This window comes from Bradyrhizobium sp. CIR18, assembly GCF_014198295.1.
Taxonomy (GTDB): Bacteria; Pseudomonadota; Alphaproteobacteria; order Rhizobiales; family Xanthobacteraceae; genus Bradyrhizobium.
In genome coordinates, this window is the sequence record NZ_JACIHF010000002.1 from 236,827 (window position 1) to 251,064 (window position 14,238).

The 14,238-nt window shown below is 65.1% G+C and carries 13 protein-coding genes; 6 read left to right on the forward strand and 7 right to left on the reverse strand.

What is annotated here, in order from left to right:
- Nucleotides 1-187: 187 nt before the first annotated feature.
- Nucleotides 188-2,467: a fused MFS/spermidine synthase gene (locus GGD65_RS09635; RefSeq protein WP_183235129.1), complete on the forward strand. Its 2,280-nt coding sequence runs from the start codon at nt 188-190 to the stop codon at nt 2,465-2,467.
- 85 nt (nt 2,468-2,552) lie between these two features.
- On the opposite strand, the gene GGD65_RS09640 is transcribed toward GGD65_RS09635, so the two are convergent.
- Entirely contained in the window at nt 2,553-3,536 is a 984-nt protein-coding gene (locus GGD65_RS09640) for a glycerophosphodiester phosphodiesterase (protein WP_183235130.1), read from the reverse strand.
- A gap of 68 nt (nt 3,537-3,604) precedes the next feature.
- On the reverse strand, nt 3,605-4,399 hold the full coding sequence (locus tag GGD65_RS09645; RefSeq protein ID WP_026202764.1) for a L,D-transpeptidase: 795 nt from the start codon (nt 4,397-4,399) through the stop codon (nt 3,605-3,607).
- Between the two features lie 304 nt (nt 4,400-4,703).
- Between GGD65_RS09645 and GGD65_RS09650 the strand changes: the two genes are divergently transcribed.
- On the forward strand, nt 4,704-5,030 hold the full coding sequence (locus GGD65_RS09650) for a hypothetical protein (protein WP_183235131.1): 327 nt from the start codon (nt 4,704-4,706) through the stop codon (nt 5,028-5,030).
- 7 nt (nt 5,031-5,037) lie between these two features.
- Here GGD65_RS09650 and GGD65_RS09655 read toward each other — a convergent pair whose 3' ends face one another.
- Complete coding sequence (locus GGD65_RS09655) at nt 5,038-5,799, reverse strand: ABC transporter permease (RefSeq protein ID WP_018322533.1); 762 nt, start codon at nt 5,797-5,799, stop codon at nt 5,038-5,040.
- Nucleotides 5,796-6,719 carry an ABC transporter ATP-binding protein gene (locus tag GGD65_RS09660; protein WP_092253425.1) on the reverse strand — a complete coding sequence of 308 codons (924 nt, stop codon included), beginning with the start codon at nt 6,717-6,719 and terminating at the stop codon, nt 5,796-5,798. The genes GGD65_RS09655 and GGD65_RS09660 overlap by 4 nt, the downstream gene beginning before the upstream one ends.
- Before the next feature lie 276 nt (nt 6,720-6,995).
- On the opposite strand from GGD65_RS09660, the gene GGD65_RS09665 reads away from it, so the two are divergent.
- The gene (locus tag GGD65_RS09665; RefSeq protein WP_018322531.1) at nt 6,996-7,715 is read left to right on the forward strand and encodes a hypothetical protein; all 720 of its coding nucleotides are present in this window, start codon (nt 6,996-6,998) and stop codon (nt 7,713-7,715) included.
- Between the two features lie 30 nt (nt 7,716-7,745).
- Here the strand turns inward: GGD65_RS09665 and GGD65_RS09670 are convergent, their stop codons facing one another.
- Nucleotides 7,746-8,924: a cytochrome P450 gene (locus GGD65_RS09670; protein ID WP_183235132.1), complete on the reverse strand. Its 1,179-nt coding sequence runs from the start codon at nt 8,922-8,924 to the stop codon at nt 7,746-7,748.
- A 14-nt stretch (nt 8,925-8,938) separates the two neighbouring features.
- Complete coding sequence (locus tag GGD65_RS09675; protein WP_179736162.1) at nt 8,939-10,147, reverse strand: ABC transporter substrate-binding protein; 1,209 nt, start codon at nt 10,145-10,147, stop codon at nt 8,939-8,941.
- A 100-nt stretch (nt 10,148-10,247) separates the two neighbouring features.
- On the opposite strand from GGD65_RS09675, the gene GGD65_RS09680 reads away from it, so the two are divergent.
- Both GGD65_RS09680 and GGD65_RS09685 read left to right on the forward strand, forming a co-directional pair.
- The gene (locus GGD65_RS09680; protein ID WP_092253421.1) at nt 10,248-10,742 is read left to right on the forward strand and encodes a MarR family winged helix-turn-helix transcriptional regulator; all 495 of its coding nucleotides are present in this window, start codon (nt 10,248-10,250) and stop codon (nt 10,740-10,742) included.
- Nucleotides 10,743-10,922: 180 nt separating this feature from the next.
- Complete coding sequence (locus GGD65_RS09685; protein WP_183235133.1) at nt 10,923-11,864, forward strand: LysM peptidoglycan-binding domain-containing protein; 942 nt, start codon at nt 10,923-10,925, stop codon at nt 11,862-11,864.
- Nucleotides 11,865-12,075: 211 nt separating this feature from the next.
- Here the strand turns inward: GGD65_RS09685 and GGD65_RS09690 are convergent, their stop codons facing one another.
- Nucleotides 12,076-13,149: a tartrate dehydrogenase gene (locus GGD65_RS09690; RefSeq protein ID WP_183235134.1), complete on the reverse strand. Its 1,074-nt coding sequence runs from the start codon at nt 13,147-13,149 to the stop codon at nt 12,076-12,078.
- Nucleotides 13,150-13,288: 139 nt separating this feature from the next.
- Here GGD65_RS09690 and GGD65_RS09695 point away from each other — a divergent pair, with 139 nt between their 5' ends.
- Complete coding sequence (locus tag GGD65_RS09695) at nt 13,289-14,206, forward strand: LysR substrate-binding domain-containing protein (protein WP_183235135.1); 918 nt, start codon at nt 13,289-13,291, stop codon at nt 14,204-14,206.
- Nucleotides 14,207-14,238 lie beyond the last annotated feature (32 nt).

The window sequence follows — 14,238 nt, forward strand, 5'->3', positions numbered from 1 at the left end:
CTATGGTGCGGGCTCCGCACCGGAGAATCTCGAGGTTCCGGGTTCGCGCTTCGCGCGCCCCGGAATGACATCTCTATATCAGGCATTCCTCGCTGCAACATCACGAGTGCCTTTATTGCCCGTTCAGGCGCCTTGTGCTCCATTGCGCGCGTCCGGCGCCCGCCGGGGAATGTAGGCTGGAGCTTCCATGGATTCGATCGTGCAACCTGCCGCCACGGAGCAGCCGTCCGCCTCGCGCAACCGGCTGCTGCTGACGGTCTACACCGCTGCGATCTTCGTCAGCGCGCTGCTGCTGTTCTCGGTGCAGCCGCTGTTCACGAAGATGGTGCTGCCGCGGCTCGGCGGCTCGCCGGCGGTGTGGTCGGTGGCGATGGTGTTCTTCCAGTCGCTGCTGCTGGCGGGCTATGCCTATGCGCATCTGTTGATGCAGGCGAGGAGCCGCGTCGTTCCCGTGGCCGTGCATCTGCTGCTGCTGATCGCGGCCTTCGCCACGCTGCCGCTCGGAATAGCCTCCGCCTATGGCGAGCCGCCCGCTTCGGGTTATGCGTTCTGGCTGCTCGGCCTGTTCGTGGTCTCGATCGGCCTGCCGTTCTTTGCGCTCGCCGCCAACAATCCGCTGCTGCAGGCCTGGTTCGTTCGCACCGGCCATCCCGCCGGGCACGATCCCTATTTCCTCTACGCCTCCTCCAACATCGGCAGCTTCCTGGCGCTGTTGTCCTATCCGTTCCTGCTGGAGCCGATGTTCACGCTGCATGCGCAGAACCGGCTCTGGACCGGTGGCTATGGCCTGTTGATCCTCCTGATCGCCGCCTGCGGCGTGCTGCTGTTGCGCTCGCCGAAGCTGGCGGTGGCCGATGCGCGAACCGAGGACGTCAACGCGCCGGCGCCTGATATCGTGACGCGGCTGCGCTGGATCTTCCTCGCCGCGGTGCCTTCGGGCCTGCTCATCGCGGTCACCGCGCACATCTCGACCGACGTCGCTGCGGCGCCGTTGCTGTGGGTGCTGCCGTTGTCTCTTTATCTGCTCACCTGGGTCGTGGTGTTCCAGTCGCGGCCGCTGCTGCCGCACAAATGGATGTTGATGCTGCAGCCGGTCGCGATCGCGGGCGTCATCGTCCTGCTCGCCTTCGGCGGCGAGCAGAATTTGCTGCTGACACTCGGCGGCCATCAACTCTGCTTCTTCGTCATCGCCATGGCCTGTCACGGCGAACTGGCGCGGATGCGGCCGGCCGCCAGATATCTCACCGGTTTCTATGTCGCGCTGTCGTTCGGCGGCATGGTCGGCGGTCTCTTTGCTGGCCTCGTTGCTCCCTTCACCTTCTCGTGGATCGCCGAATACCCGATCCTGATCGCGCTTGCCGCGCTGTGCCGGCCGTCCGCGAATGAGCGTCTCGCAGGTGTCGTCAAATGGTATTGGCTGGTGCTCGCCGCGCTCGCGGTTGCGCTGGTTGCGCCGTCCTACACCACTGGCGGCCTCTCGACCTGGTTGGAGGATCACCGCGTCTGGGTCGCCGGCGCCGTCGGCGTGCTCGCCACGCTGCTGGCGCTGGCGCTCAATGCCGGCCGCTGGAAGATCTTCGCCACCGTCGCGCTCGCGCTGGCGTTGATCCGGGTTTATCCCGCGGACGAAGGTCGCGTTACGACGGTGCGCAGCTTCTTCGGCGTGCACAAGATCGTGGTGACGCCCGGCGGCTATTTCCACGTGCTGATGCACGGCACCACCATCCACGGCGCCGAGCGCTTCCGCAACAATGACGGCACGCCGGTCACCGGCCGGCCCGAACCGATCACCTACTATCACAAGGACGGCGGCATCGGTCAGGCCGTCAGCGCGATCCGCGAGCGCAAGGGCGCGCCGCTCAAGGTCGCCGCGATCGGCGTCGGATCGGGCACGCTCGCCTGCGCCGCCGAACCTGGCGAGGACTGGAAATTCTTCGAGATCGACCAGTCGATGGTGGATGCTGCGCGTGATCCCAAAAATTTCCGCTACATCTCGAGCTGCCTGCCGGACATGAAGCCGGTGATCGGCGATGCGCGCCTCACCTTCGCAAAGGAGCCCGACGGCGCCTACGACCTCATCATCGTCGATGCCTATTCGTCGGATGCGATCCCGATTCATCTCGCCACCGAAGAGGCGATGAAGATCTACAAGGACAAGCTCGCGCCGCACGGGGCCGTGGTGATGCACGTCTCCAACCGGCACCTCGATCTCGAGACCGTCGTGGTCGGCATCGCCGACGCCAATGATTTGAAGAGCTGGGTCTTCAACGAGGATTCCGGGCGCGATGGCGACTACATCTTCTCGACCGACGTCGTCATCTCCGCGCGCGATGAGGCCGACATCGGTCGGCTCGCGTCCTCGAAGGTCTGGGAGCAGACCGAAGCCGACGACAGGGTGCGGGTGTGGACCGACGACTATTCCAACATCCTGGGCGCCTTGTACCGGCGTTTGAAGAACGGAGAGTAGGGCGGCACGACAATCGTCTCCGTGCCCCCGGACGCAGCGCAGCAGCGTTGCGCGCTGCACCGCGTCCGGGACACGAGACCGACGGTTACGGCTCGACCGGCGTCCCCGCCGGCAGCACAATGCCCTTCTCGCCGGCAACCTCCCGCAGCAGGTCGGGCCTGTCGGAAATGATGCCGTCGACGCCGAGCTCCATCATCCGCGTCATGTCTTCGCGCTTGTTGACCGTCCACACCACGACGCGCAATCCGAGTCCGTGGGCCTCCGCGATGAGCGCCGCCGTCACGTCGCCGAAATTGGGCGACCAGATCGTGCCGCCCGCCGCCTTGATCGTCCGTGGCAGCGAGCTGCCGTGATCGGCCGGGCTGAAGCCCGCCGTCCAATTGGTGGCTTTGTCCAGCGCGACTGTCTGGCCCGTGCCGCGCTGGAGCGTCAGGTACACGGTCGGTATCTTCGGCGCCTGCTGCTGGACGAGCTGCAGGGTTCTCCAGTCGAAGGATTGGATCATGACCCTGTCGGAAAACGTTTCGGTCTCGATCAGTCCCAGCAGCTTCGTGACAAAGGCTTGCGGATCGAGCGTTTCGTCGGGGCGGTTCGGATCGATCTTGGTCTCGATGTTAAAGCGCACATGCGAGTTGCCGGACTTGCGCACCAGCGCGAACAGCTCGCTCAGGGTGGGAATGTGTGTCCCCGGCAGGGCGCGCTGGTCGGGGAATTGTTTCGCATAGGCACTGTCCGGTCGGATTTGGCCGACGTCATAGGTCCTGACCTCGTCCAGCCGCAGTTTTACCAAGGGCGTGCCGGGCGGAGCAATGTAAGTCCCGCCGACGCCGCGTGCGAGATCAGGATTGAGCCCGCGCTCATGCGAGACGACGACCTCGCCGTCCGCGGTCACGCCGACGTCGAGCTCCAGCGTGTCCACACCCATCGACAGCGCGTTGGCGAAGGCTGGCGGGGTGTTTTCCGGCAGCAGCGCCCGCCCGCCGCGATGCGCCTCGATATCAAAGGCCATGGCCGGGCCCGCGATCAGCATGGAGAACACGATCAGAATGGTCGCGGCACGTAAGGACATGGTGCCTCGAAAGGAAACTATTTGTACATGCAGGTCGGCGAGCGCGGCGGATGGCGGCCGCGGCCGCCTCAGTTCTGATAGTAATAGCCGCGCGGCTGGTAAACCTGCCGCGGCTGCGGCTGATAGTAGTAGCCCTGCTGGCCGGAGCCTTGGTCGTAATAGGGACGCGGCTGCTGCTGGTAGACCTGCGCATCATAGAGCGGGCGTGTGCCGCGCGGTGCCGGATAGCGCGCGCCGGTGTCGCTGCCGTCGGCCGGATAGATGTAGTTGTCGTCCTGCGGCATGTAGCGGCGGGCGGGCTGCGCTGGCGGCGTCAGGTTCACGGGATCGCCGGTGGTCGCGTACTGCTCTTCGGCAGGCTGCTGCGGCGCGCGGGCGACTGCATTGTTGGTGCGGCCGCGCGGATTGCGCGCCAGCGCCACCTGCGCCGAGCCGGTCAGCGTCACCGAGGTGTTGAGCACGCCCTGCTGCTGCACCAGCGCATAGAGCGTCGAAGCATTCTGGCGCGACAGCCGAACGCAGCCGTGGGACGCCGGCGAACCGAGACGGCCGACCGAGTCGGTGCCATGGATGGCGTGGCCGACTTTGGTGAAGAAGATCGCGTGAGGCATCGGCGCGTCGTCGAATTCCTTGGAATAGTGATCCTCTTCCATGCGGAAGGCGCGGAATGCGCCGTTCGGCGTTTCGCGCGAGGGGATGCCGGTCGACACCGGCCAGTGATAGCGCGCGACGCCGTCGACGGCGACGGTCATCTGCTGATTGTCCTTGTCGACGGTGATCTCGACCTTGGCTTGCGCGCTGCCTGCGCTCAAAAGCATCAGTGAGGTGAAAGCGATAAAAAATGAACGCATCTGGAAACGCATTTGAATCCTGGCCTCCGGCCTGTTCACGCTAGGCGCCGCGGCTCTCCGTCCCCGGCGTGCAATATGCCTGCAATCCGGCTTTCGTTCCAGCGGCCTGCCTGCCCATCGTTAACGCGGCGCGAGGCGTAAGCAAGGCCGCTTTGTGCCGCGCCGCGCGCGGCGAAGCTGACATTTTCGCGAGCGGTGCCCCGTTCACAACGCCGACAATTCGTCACAAAGGCGCAACCATTCCGCCGTCCGACGCGTTGATGATCACCTGCCTCGACAGGCGGCGCTCGCTGCCATTCACCGTTTGGGATCGAAGATGAACAAAGCCCGCATCGCCGCCGCGCCGTCGCCGGCCGGTTTAGCCTTCCGTCTGGCGTTCGCAGCCGCCGCCATCCTGCTCGCGCTGTTGGCGCTGCCGCAGGCCGGCCACGCCCAGGGCATCGTCCGCGGCGCCCAGGAAGGCTCGTACGAGGGCAACCGGATTGCCGGCCCCGTGGGCGGCGCGGTTGGAGGCGTCGTCGGTGCCGGCGTCGGCGGCGCCGTTGGTGCAGTCGAGGGCGTGCTCGGCATTCCCCATCGTCACTACCGTCACCGCTGCCACGGATACTATGACGGGTATCACCGCTTCCACTGTTATCGGTGATGACGCGTCAGTTCTTCAGCCGATACCCCGTCCGAAAAATCCACCAGATCACGACGAGACAAATCACCAGGAACGCCAGCGTCATGCCGACGCTGACGGACATGCTGACGTCCGCGATCTCGTAAAAGCTCCAGCGGAAGCCGGAGATCAGATAGACGACCGGGTTGAGCATCGCCACCGTGCGCCAGGTGGGCGGCAGCATGTCGATGGAATAGAAGCTGCCGCCGAGGAAGGTCAGCGGCGTCACCACCAGCATCGGGATCATCTGCAGCTTCTCGAAGCCGTCGGCCCAGATTCCGATGATGAAGCCGAACAGGCTGAACGTCACCGCCGTCAGCACCAGGAAGGCCAGCATCCAGACCGGATGGTGAATATGCAGCGGCACGAACAGTCCGGCCGTTGCCAGGATGATCAGGCCCAAGATGATCGACTTGGTCGCGGCGGCGCCGACATAGCCGAGCACGATCTCGAAATAGGAGATCGGCGCCGACAGGATCTCGTAGATCGTGCCGGTGAATTTCGGGAAGTAGATGCCGAACGAGGCGTTGGCGATGCTCTGGGTCAGCACCGAGAGCATGATCAGGCCCGGCACGATGAAGGTGCCGTAGCTGACGCCCTCGACCTGGCTGATGCGCGAGCCGATCGCGGCGCCGAACACCACGAAATAGAGCGAGGTCGAGACGACGGGCGAGACGATGCTTTGCAGCAGCGTGCGCCAGGTGCGCGCCATTTCGAACAGATAGATGGCGCGGATGGCGCGATGGTTCATGACGTCCTCACGAGATCGACGAAGATGTCCTCGAGCGACGATTGCGTCGTGTCGAGATCGTTGAAGCGGATGCCGGCGGTGCGGAGATCGCCGAGCAGGCTGGTGATGCCGGTGCGCTCGCCCTTGGTGTCGTAATCGTAGACCAGCGTCGCGCCGGCATCGCAGAGCTCCAGCTCGTAATGGCCAAGGCTCTCCGGCAGCGCGTCGAGCCTGCCCTGCAGATGCAGCGTCAGCCGCTTCTTGCCGAGCTTCTGCATCAACGTCGCCTTGTCCTCGATCAGCACGATCTCGCCCTTGTTGATGACGCCGATGCGGTCGGCCATTTCCTCGGCTTCCTCGATGTAATGCGTGGTGAGGATGATGGTGACGCCGGACTGCTGGAGGGTGCGCACCACCTCCCACATGCCCTTGCGCAGCTCGACGTCGACGCCGGCGGTGGGCTCGTCCAGGAACAGGATCTGCGGCTCGTGCGACAGCGCTTTGGCGATCATGACGCGGCGCTTCATGCCGCCGGAGAGCGTGATGATCTTGTTGTCCTTCTTGTCCCAGAGCGAGAGGTCCTTCAGCACCTTCTCGATGTGATCAGGATTCTTCGGCTTGCCGAACAGGCCGCGGGAGAAGCTCACGGTCGCCCACACGCTTTCGAAGGCATCGGTGTGCAATTCCTGCGGCACGAGGCCGATCAGCGAGCGCGCCTTGCGGTAGGAAGTCTGGATGTTCTCGCCGCCGACGAGGACGCGGCCCTCGCTCGGATTGGCGATGCCGCAGATGATGGAAATCAACGTGGTCTTGCCGGCGCCGTTCGGGCCGAGCAACGCGAAGATCTCGCCCCGCTTGATGTCGAGATTGACGTTTTTGAGCGCCTTGAAGCCGGACCCATAGGTCTTCGACAGGTTGGCGACGGAGATGATGGAGGACATGAGGGCCGGTAGGACTGGGGAGGCGAGGCTGGAACCTGCCGGGAACGGCGGGTCAGCGGAGCCCTGAGATAGGAATGCCTTTGCCGGGCCGCAATTGCCCGGAGAAAAATGGTCTCAAAACAGGCGCTTCGGTGGCAGGTTTCGGGCAGGTGTTGCGCGATGGTCACGGGCTGTGGCTAAGATTGCCATTCACGCGGCTCTTTGTTGCGTCTGCGAGCAGGCCATGGCTACGATTCCGGCCAATCGCAAAGCGTATTGTCCCCAGGGAAAACACCGATGAGACCGAACGGCCGTCACACCGCCGGCGCCAGCCAGTTGTCCGCCCTCCGTGTCTGGGCGATCTGCCTGCTCCTGCTGTCAGCTGTTGCCATCAGCCCGACCACGGCCCGAGCGGCCCCGAGCCAGGCCCAGGTCGCGACCACGCATGTCTATCTGCTCCGCGGCGTGCTCAACATCTTCTCGCTCGGCCTCGACACCATCGGTGCCCGGCTCCAGGCGCAGGGCATCCCGGTGACGGTCGCCAACTTCGTGTCCTGGTCGTCGCTCGCCGATGAAGCCGCGACCGCCTACAAGGCCGGCCGGCTCAAGACCATCGTCCTGGTCGGCCATTCCTCCGGCGCGACCGCGCTGCCGGACATGATCGCAAAACTCAACCGGCTCGGCGTGCCCGTGAAGCTCGCGATCGGCCTCGATTCCGTGTTCAAGACCAAGCTCTCGACCGGCGCGGAGCGTTACATCAACATCTATATCGGCGACGGCCCCGGCGAGCCGGTCAAGCGTGCCGACGGTTTCCGCGGCAAGCTCGACAATGTCGACGTGCGCGGCACCGGTGTCGGCCACATCTCGATCGACAAGAACGAGGCGATCCAACGCCGTGTCATCGCCGAGATCGACGCCGCCATCATGCGTTCGCGCGCACCGGCTGTCCCGGTCGCCGAACGCGGCTCGCCCGGGCAGGCGCGCTCGGCGGCCGCGGCCGCTCCGGCACGGAACTGAACCGTTGCGCATCCTCCCGCGTGATGCCGCCTAAGCGGGCGTCACGCGGACCGGCATGCTCTCCAGCCCGCGCAGGGAATTGTTGAGCCTGCGTTTCGGCTCCGCCGTGAGCTCGATGCTCTTCACGCGCCTTGCGAGCTCGCTGAAGATCAATTCGCCTTCCAGACGCGCGATCATCTGACCGACGCAGGCGTGGATGCCCGCGCCGAAGCCGACATGCCCGGTCGCGGTCCGTTCGACCTCGAACCGGTCGGCTCTCTCCCATCGCGCCGGATCGCGGTTGGCCGAGGCCATGAACAGCAGCACCTTGCGGTGTGCCGGGATCACGCCGCCGCCGATCTCGACGTCGCGCGAGGTGGTACGAAAGAACGTCTGCACCGGCGAATCATAGCGCAGGCCTTCCTCGAAGGCATTGCGCGCCAGCTCCGGCCGTTGGTGGAGCTTGCGGTATTCATCCGGATGGATGGCGAGCGCGAGCAGGGTGTTGCCGATGCCGTTGACGGTGGTGTCGATCCCCGCCGTGAGGAATGGCCGCACCAGGTGGGTCGCTTCGTGCTCGGTGATCTCGCCGTCGTCGGCCGCCTGGTAGATCATCATGCCGAGGCTGTCAGGCCGCAACGCATTTCGTGCGCAGCAGTCCATGATCCAGCTCTGGGCGGCGAGGCCTGCCTTGCGTGAAGCCGCTAGCATCTCGTTCTCGGGGCCAAAGCTGTCGAACACGAACGTGCTCCAGGCCAAGAGCTTCTCGCGGCCGTCCGCCCGGATGCCGATCGCATCGGGAAACACCTTCATCGGATAGGCTTCGGCAAGATCGGTGACGGCATCGAAGGTGCCTTTGTTGATCAGCTCCGTGACCTTCTTCTCCGCTTCCTGCTGAAACGTCTCGCGCAGCTTCCTCGCGACACCCGGAGACAGCGTGCGGCCGAGGACCCGCCGGCCCTTGTCGTGGTCGGGCGGATCGATCTGGAGCGTCAGCGGCTTTGGCAGCGCAGGGTTCATCCCGTTGAGCCCGACGCCCTCGCCACTGATGAACGTCTTCCAGTCCTTCAAGGCCGGCTCGACCTCGCCATAGCCCGCCATCGCCCACACGCCGTAACGCTCCAGCGCGAAGACGGGCCCGAGCGCGCGTAGCGCCTCATAGGCAGGATAGGGGTTCAACAGGAAGTCAGGCGCAAACGGGTCGATCTGACTGGAGGCGATGCCGCTCATGGTCAGCTCCGCTTCTAGGGCTTGCTGAGCGGGCACTGGCCATCGCTCTCCGAGCGGAACGCGTCCTCGCCCTTGATGGTGGCGACGACCTTCAGCAGATCCCAGCTTGATTTCGACTCCTCGGGCGACTTGACCTGCAACAGGTAGAGCGGGTGGATCTTGCGTCCGTCCTTGCGGATATAGCCCTTGCCGAACAGCACATCGTCGGTCGGCATCTCCTTCATCGCGGCGACGACGGCCTTGCCATCCTTGGCGCCGCCGGTCTTGTCGACCGCCTTGAGATAGTGAATGACCGAGGCATAGACGCCGGCCTGCATGTCGTTCGGATAGGCCTTCGACGGAATGCGCTCGGCGAAGCGTTTTGCGAAGGCCCGCGTGCCGTCGTTCAGATCCCAGTAGAACGGATTCATGATCTGCGCGCCTTGCGCAAACTTCAGGCCAAGCGCGGGAAGCCCGTTCATGCCCAGGATCAATCCGACCAGCTTGTGGTCCTTGGTCAGCCCGAACTCGGCGGCCTGCTTCATCGACGTGATGGTGTCGTCACCGGCATTGGCGAAGCCGACGACGTTCGCGCCCGAAGCCTGGGCCTGCAGCAGGAAAGAGGCGTAGTCCGCCGTTCCCAAGGGATGCCGTACGCTGCCGAGTACCTCGCCGCCGGCCGCTTTCACGGCTTCCGCGGCCTGCTTTTCCAGATCATGACCGAAGGCGTAGTCGGCGGTGATGAAGAACCATTTCTTGCCGCCCTGCTGCACGATCGCCTTGCCGAGACCGCGGCCGTAAGAATAGGTGTCGTAGGTCCAGTGCACCGTGTTCGGCGTGCACTTTTCACCGGTCAGAAGCACCGTCCCGGCGCCGGATCCGACGAACACCTTGTTCTTCTCGGCGCTCATGCCGGCGACAGCGAGCGCGATCGAGGAATTCGGAAGGTCGAAGATCGCATCGACGCTCTCGTTCTCGTACCAGCGCCGAGCGATGCCGATCCCGATGTCGGTCTTGTTCTGGTGATCGGCCGCGACGACCTCGACCACCTTGCCCGCGGCTTTTCCGCCATAGTCTTCGACGGCCATCTTGGCGGCGACGACCGAGCCGATGCCCTGGTAGCTCGCGAACGGGCCCGACTGGTCGTTCAGGATGCCGATCTTCACGACCTCCTGTGCGAAGGCCGGCGCCGCGGTCAGGGTTGCGGCCAAGATGCACAATTTATGCAGGAATTTGCTGTTCATTGGATCCCTCCCATGGGCGGTCTTGGTGCCGCTGAATAATAGTTATATTTTATAGCTATTTTTGAGAGTGTCAATTCGGCCGTCCCTAGGATTGAGAATCATGAGCTCGAAGCCTCTAAGACCCGGAGCCAAATCCACTCCGCAAAAGTCCGCTCCGCAGACGGAGAAATCGCTGGACCTGCGCGCGCTGCAGCGCACCCCCGGCTTCATGCTGCGCCTGGCGCAGTTGAAGTTCTTCGAAGGCTTCTACGAGGAGTTCGCCGCCTTGGGCCTGACGCCCGCGACCTATGCGATCTTCGCCGTCATTCGCGACAATCCCGGCGTGCCGCCAAGCAGCCTCGCCAGCCTGCTCCGGCTGCGGCTGCCGAACCTGATCAAGATCCTGAACGAGCTGGAATCGTCCGGCTTTATCAAGCGCAACCGCTCGAAGTCCGATCGGCGCGCCGTCGAGCTCATGCTGACGCCGAAGGGGACAAAGCTCATTGCGGAGGGCGCAAGGCTGACGGAGCCCTATAATCGGAAGATGCTGGCGCCGCTCAGCGAGGCCGAGCAGCGCACGCTGCTCGAATTGCTGAACCGGATGCTGCCATTTTAGCCGTTCGCGAGCGAGGACTGAGGCCAATCGTCGCAAAGTCCGGTCGCGCCGCCAAGCGTGCGGTGAGAGTTCGCGCCCGGAAGAGATGGAGGCCGGTTCCGTGCCCCAAATTCCACCCAATCGGCCGTCACTAAGCCCGCGGGGGAGGTGATCGCCTCCCGTCGTGGGACTGCTGGATTGATGATTGATTTGAGGCGACTAGTCGCGCTGGCAGCCGTTGCGCTGCTCGCCCTGAGCCCCGGCATGGCCGCCGCCTCACCTGCCAAGTCCAAGGCCACCGCGGCCGCACCCGCAGCGCCGCCGCCTCCACCGTTCGAGCCGTTGCCGCCGCCGAACGTCTACCTGTTCCGCGGCGCCATGGGCCCGATCTTCTCGACTGGCATGGACCGGCTCGGCGAGAAGCTGACACAGGCCGGCTTTTCCGCCGATGTCTATGAATTCACCCTCTGCCGGTTCATCGGCAACCGCGTCATCGCCAGCTACAAGGAGAAGGCGGCGCCGATCGTGCTGATCGGGCACTCCATGGGTGGTCTGTGCTCGATCGTCATCTCCGAGATGGCGGCCAAGGAGAGCATCCCGATCAGCCTCGTCATCGCCATCGATCCCGCGCATGCGACCGGCGACGTGCCGCTCAATGTCGAGCGCTTCATCAACATCTTCCTGTCCGACAGCGTGCTCGGCGGCGGCGACGTCGTCGCGGTCCCCGGCTTTCGCGGCCATTATGCGAGCTACGACCTGAAGGAAAACGCGCGCGTCTCGCACATCAACATCGAGAAGTCCGACGACATCCATCGCCAGATCGTCGAGATGGTGACGCAACTGCCGCGCATTCCGCCGCAGACCCAGGGCGATGCCGTGCCGCTGCGCTACCTCGTCCCCGCGGACACCTTGGTCGAGTTATGGGACAGCGGCGTGCGGGTGCCGGTGCGCCGCGGCGACACCATGGAGAGCATCGCCGCCGCCAATCGCGTGCCGCTGTGGACGCTCGCGCAGAGCAACTCGCTTGCAGAGAACGCGCAGCTCACGCCGGGCCAGACCATCATCGTGCCCCGGCATCTGACACCGCCCGAGCCCACGGCCGCGATGGCGACACCGCCGCCGGCTCCAACGAAGCGGAAGTAGGGCTCGTTATCTTGCCGCAGAGGACGGTGCGCTCCCTCTCCCGCTTGCGGGCGCTTGCGGGGGAGGGGGTCTCTCCACGATCGAGAACCCCCGAGAGGAGAGAGCCCCCACCCGCCGCGCTCTGGCGCGCAATTGCGCTGCCGAGCGCGTCGACCTCCTCCGCAAGCGGGAGAGGTGCAGCGAGTGCTGGGCGACACTCGATCCGATAAGGCTACACATTCGACCCGTTGATCGCGTCGATCACGGCGTCCGTCACTTCCTTCGTCGTCGCCTTGCCGCCGACGTCAGGCGTCAGCACGCCCGCCGCGCAGACGCGCTCGACGGCCGCCATCAGCCTTGCAGCGGCGTCCTTCTCGCCGAGATGCTCAAGCATCTGCGCGCCGGTCCAGAACGTCGCGACCGGATTGGCGATGCCCTTGCCGGTGATGTCGAAGGCCGAGCCGTGGATCGGCTCGAACATCGAGGGGAAGCGGCGCTGCGGATCGATGTTGCCGGTCGGCGCCACGCCGAGGCTTCCCGCCAGCGCGCCGGCGAGGTCGGACAGGATGTCGGCATGGAGATTGGTCGCGACGATGGTGTCGAGGCTTTTCGGATGCAGCGTCATACGCACCGTCATGGCATCGACCAGCATCTTGTCCCAGCTGACGTCGGGGAATTCGCCGGCGACCTCGGCCGCGATCTCATCCCACATTACCATGCCGTGGCGCTGCGCGTTCGACTTGGTCACGACTGTCAGGAATTTGCGCGGGCGCGACTGTGCGAGCTGGAACGCGTAGCGCATGATCCTGGTGACGCCAACGCGGGTGAAGACGGCGACTTCGGTGCCGACTTCTTCCGGCAGGCCCTTGTGGGCGCGGCCGCCCATGCCGGCATACTCGCCTTCCGAATTCTCGCGCACGATCACCCAGTCGAGGTCGCCGACACCGACATTGCGCAGCGGCGAGGCGACGCCGGGCAGAATCTTTGTCGGGCGCACATTGGCGTATTGGTCAAAGCCCTGGCAGATCGGCAGCCGCAGGCCCCACAGCGTGATGTGGTCGGGCACATCGGGCGCGCCGACCGCACCGAAATAGATCGCGTCGAACTTCTTCAGTTCGGTGAGGCCGTCGGCCGGCATCATCACGCCGTGTTTCTTGTAATAGTCCGAGCCCCAGTCGAACGTCTTGACGTTGAAGGCGAGGTCGCCGCTGCGCTTTGCCAGCGCCTCCAGCACGCGGACGCCGGCCGAGATCACCTCGGGGCCGATGCCGTCGGCGGGGATTGCTGCGATCGAATGGGTGCGCATGAGAATGCTCCGTGAGAGAGATCGGGCCGGCAGGCTGGCTGCGTCGTCGGCGAATCTAGACGGGAGTGCAGGACGGACTCAATTGGCGCTGGTTTATACAAAAAAATGATATAATCCTCGCGAGACGAGAGGACCCGGGATGGAATTGCATCAGTTGCGATGCTTCGTGGCGGCGGCCGAGCAGTTGCATTTCGGCCGCGCGGCGCAGCAACTCCAGATGCTGCCTTCCGCGCTGGGCCGCCAGATCAGGCTGCTGGAGGAGGATCTGGGCACGCGGCTGTTCGCGCGGACGACGCGTGCGGTGTCGCTCACCGAGGACGGCACGACGTTGCTGCGCGATGCCCGCGCCATCCTCGCCAAGGTCGAGGCGGTCGAGAGCAACTTGCGCAACCGCTCGCGCGCCGGCGCTGCCCGGCGGCTGCGGATCGGTGCCATCGACAGCGCCGCCGCCGGGCTGCTGCCGCCGCTCTTGCGCGACTTCCGCGCCAAGCATCCTGATATCGCGGTACAGATCCTGGAGGACAAGACGGTCCGGCTGCTGCCGAAGATCCTGACGGGTGCGCTCGATCTCGCCTTCGTCCGCCCGCCCGGCCGCGCGGACAAGCGGCTCGAATTCCGCGATCTGCTCCATGAGACCGCGATCGTGGCCTTCCCGCAGCAGCATGCGCTGGCCCGGCGCAAGTCGATCACGCTGGCCGACATCGCCGACGAGGCGATGCTGGTACCGGACCGCCGCTCGCGGCCGCACAGCCACGACCTCACGGTGAAGCTGTTCGATCAGGCCGGAATGACGCCGCGCATCGTCCAGGTCGCCGACGAGAAGCAGACCATCATCAACCTGGTGGCGACGAAGCTCGGGGTTGCGATCGTGCCGCGCTGGACGATGCGGATGGCGGTGTCGGGCGTGCGCTTCGTGCCGCTGCGGCCAAGGCAGAGCGGGTCGGTCGGCCGGCTGCCGCTCGCCGCCGCGTGGCTGCGCGGCTCGCGCGATCCGGCTCGCGATGCCATGCTGGCGGTGCTCGAGGCGCGCCTGCGCAGCTATGCGCGGGAGGCGTGAGGGGCTAAGACCTGTGCTAGGTGAAAAGGTGG

Coding starts and splice junctions, on each gene's coding strand:
- GGD65_RS09680 (WP_092253421.1), top strand. CDS start 10,248: ATGAGCTCGAAGCCTCTAAGACCCGGAGCCAAATCCACTCCGCAAAAG.
- GGD65_RS09660 (WP_092253425.1), bottom strand. CDS start 6,719: ATGTCCTCCATCATCTCCGTCGCCAACCTGTCGAAGACCTATGGGTCC.
- GGD65_RS09635 (WP_183235129.1), top strand. CDS start 188: ATGGATTCGATCGTGCAACCTGCCGCCACGGAGCAGCCGTCCGCCTCG.
- GGD65_RS09665 (WP_018322531.1), top strand. CDS start 6,996: ATGAGACCGAACGGCCGTCACACCGCCGGCGCCAGCCAGTTGTCCGCC.
- GGD65_RS09675 (WP_179736162.1), bottom strand. CDS start 10,147: ATGAACAGCAAATTCCTGCATAAATTGTGCATCTTGGCCGCAACCCTG.
- GGD65_RS09690 (WP_183235134.1), bottom strand. CDS start 13,149: ATGCGCACCCATTCGATCGCAGCAATCCCCGCCGACGGCATCGGCCCC.
- GGD65_RS09695 (WP_183235135.1), top strand. CDS start 13,289: ATGGAATTGCATCAGTTGCGATGCTTCGTGGCGGCGGCCGAGCAGTTG.
- GGD65_RS09670 (WP_183235132.1), bottom strand. CDS start 8,924: ATGAGCGGCATCGCCTCCAGTCAGATCGACCCGTTTGCGCCTGACTTC.
- GGD65_RS09645 (WP_026202764.1), bottom strand. CDS start 4,399: ATGCGTTTCCAGATGCGTTCATTTTTTATCGCTTTCACCTCACTGATG.
- GGD65_RS09640 (WP_183235130.1), bottom strand. CDS start 3,536: ATGTCCTTACGTGCCGCGACCATTCTGATCGTGTTCTCCATGCTGATC.
- GGD65_RS09685 (WP_183235133.1), top strand. CDS start 10,923: ATGATTGATTTGAGGCGACTAGTCGCGCTGGCAGCCGTTGCGCTGCTC.
- GGD65_RS09650 (WP_183235131.1), top strand. CDS start 4,704: ATGAACAAAGCCCGCATCGCCGCCGCGCCGTCGCCGGCCGGTTTAGCC.
- GGD65_RS09655 (WP_018322533.1), bottom strand. CDS start 5,799: ATGAACCATCGCGCCATCCGCGCCATCTATCTGTTCGAAATGGCGCGC.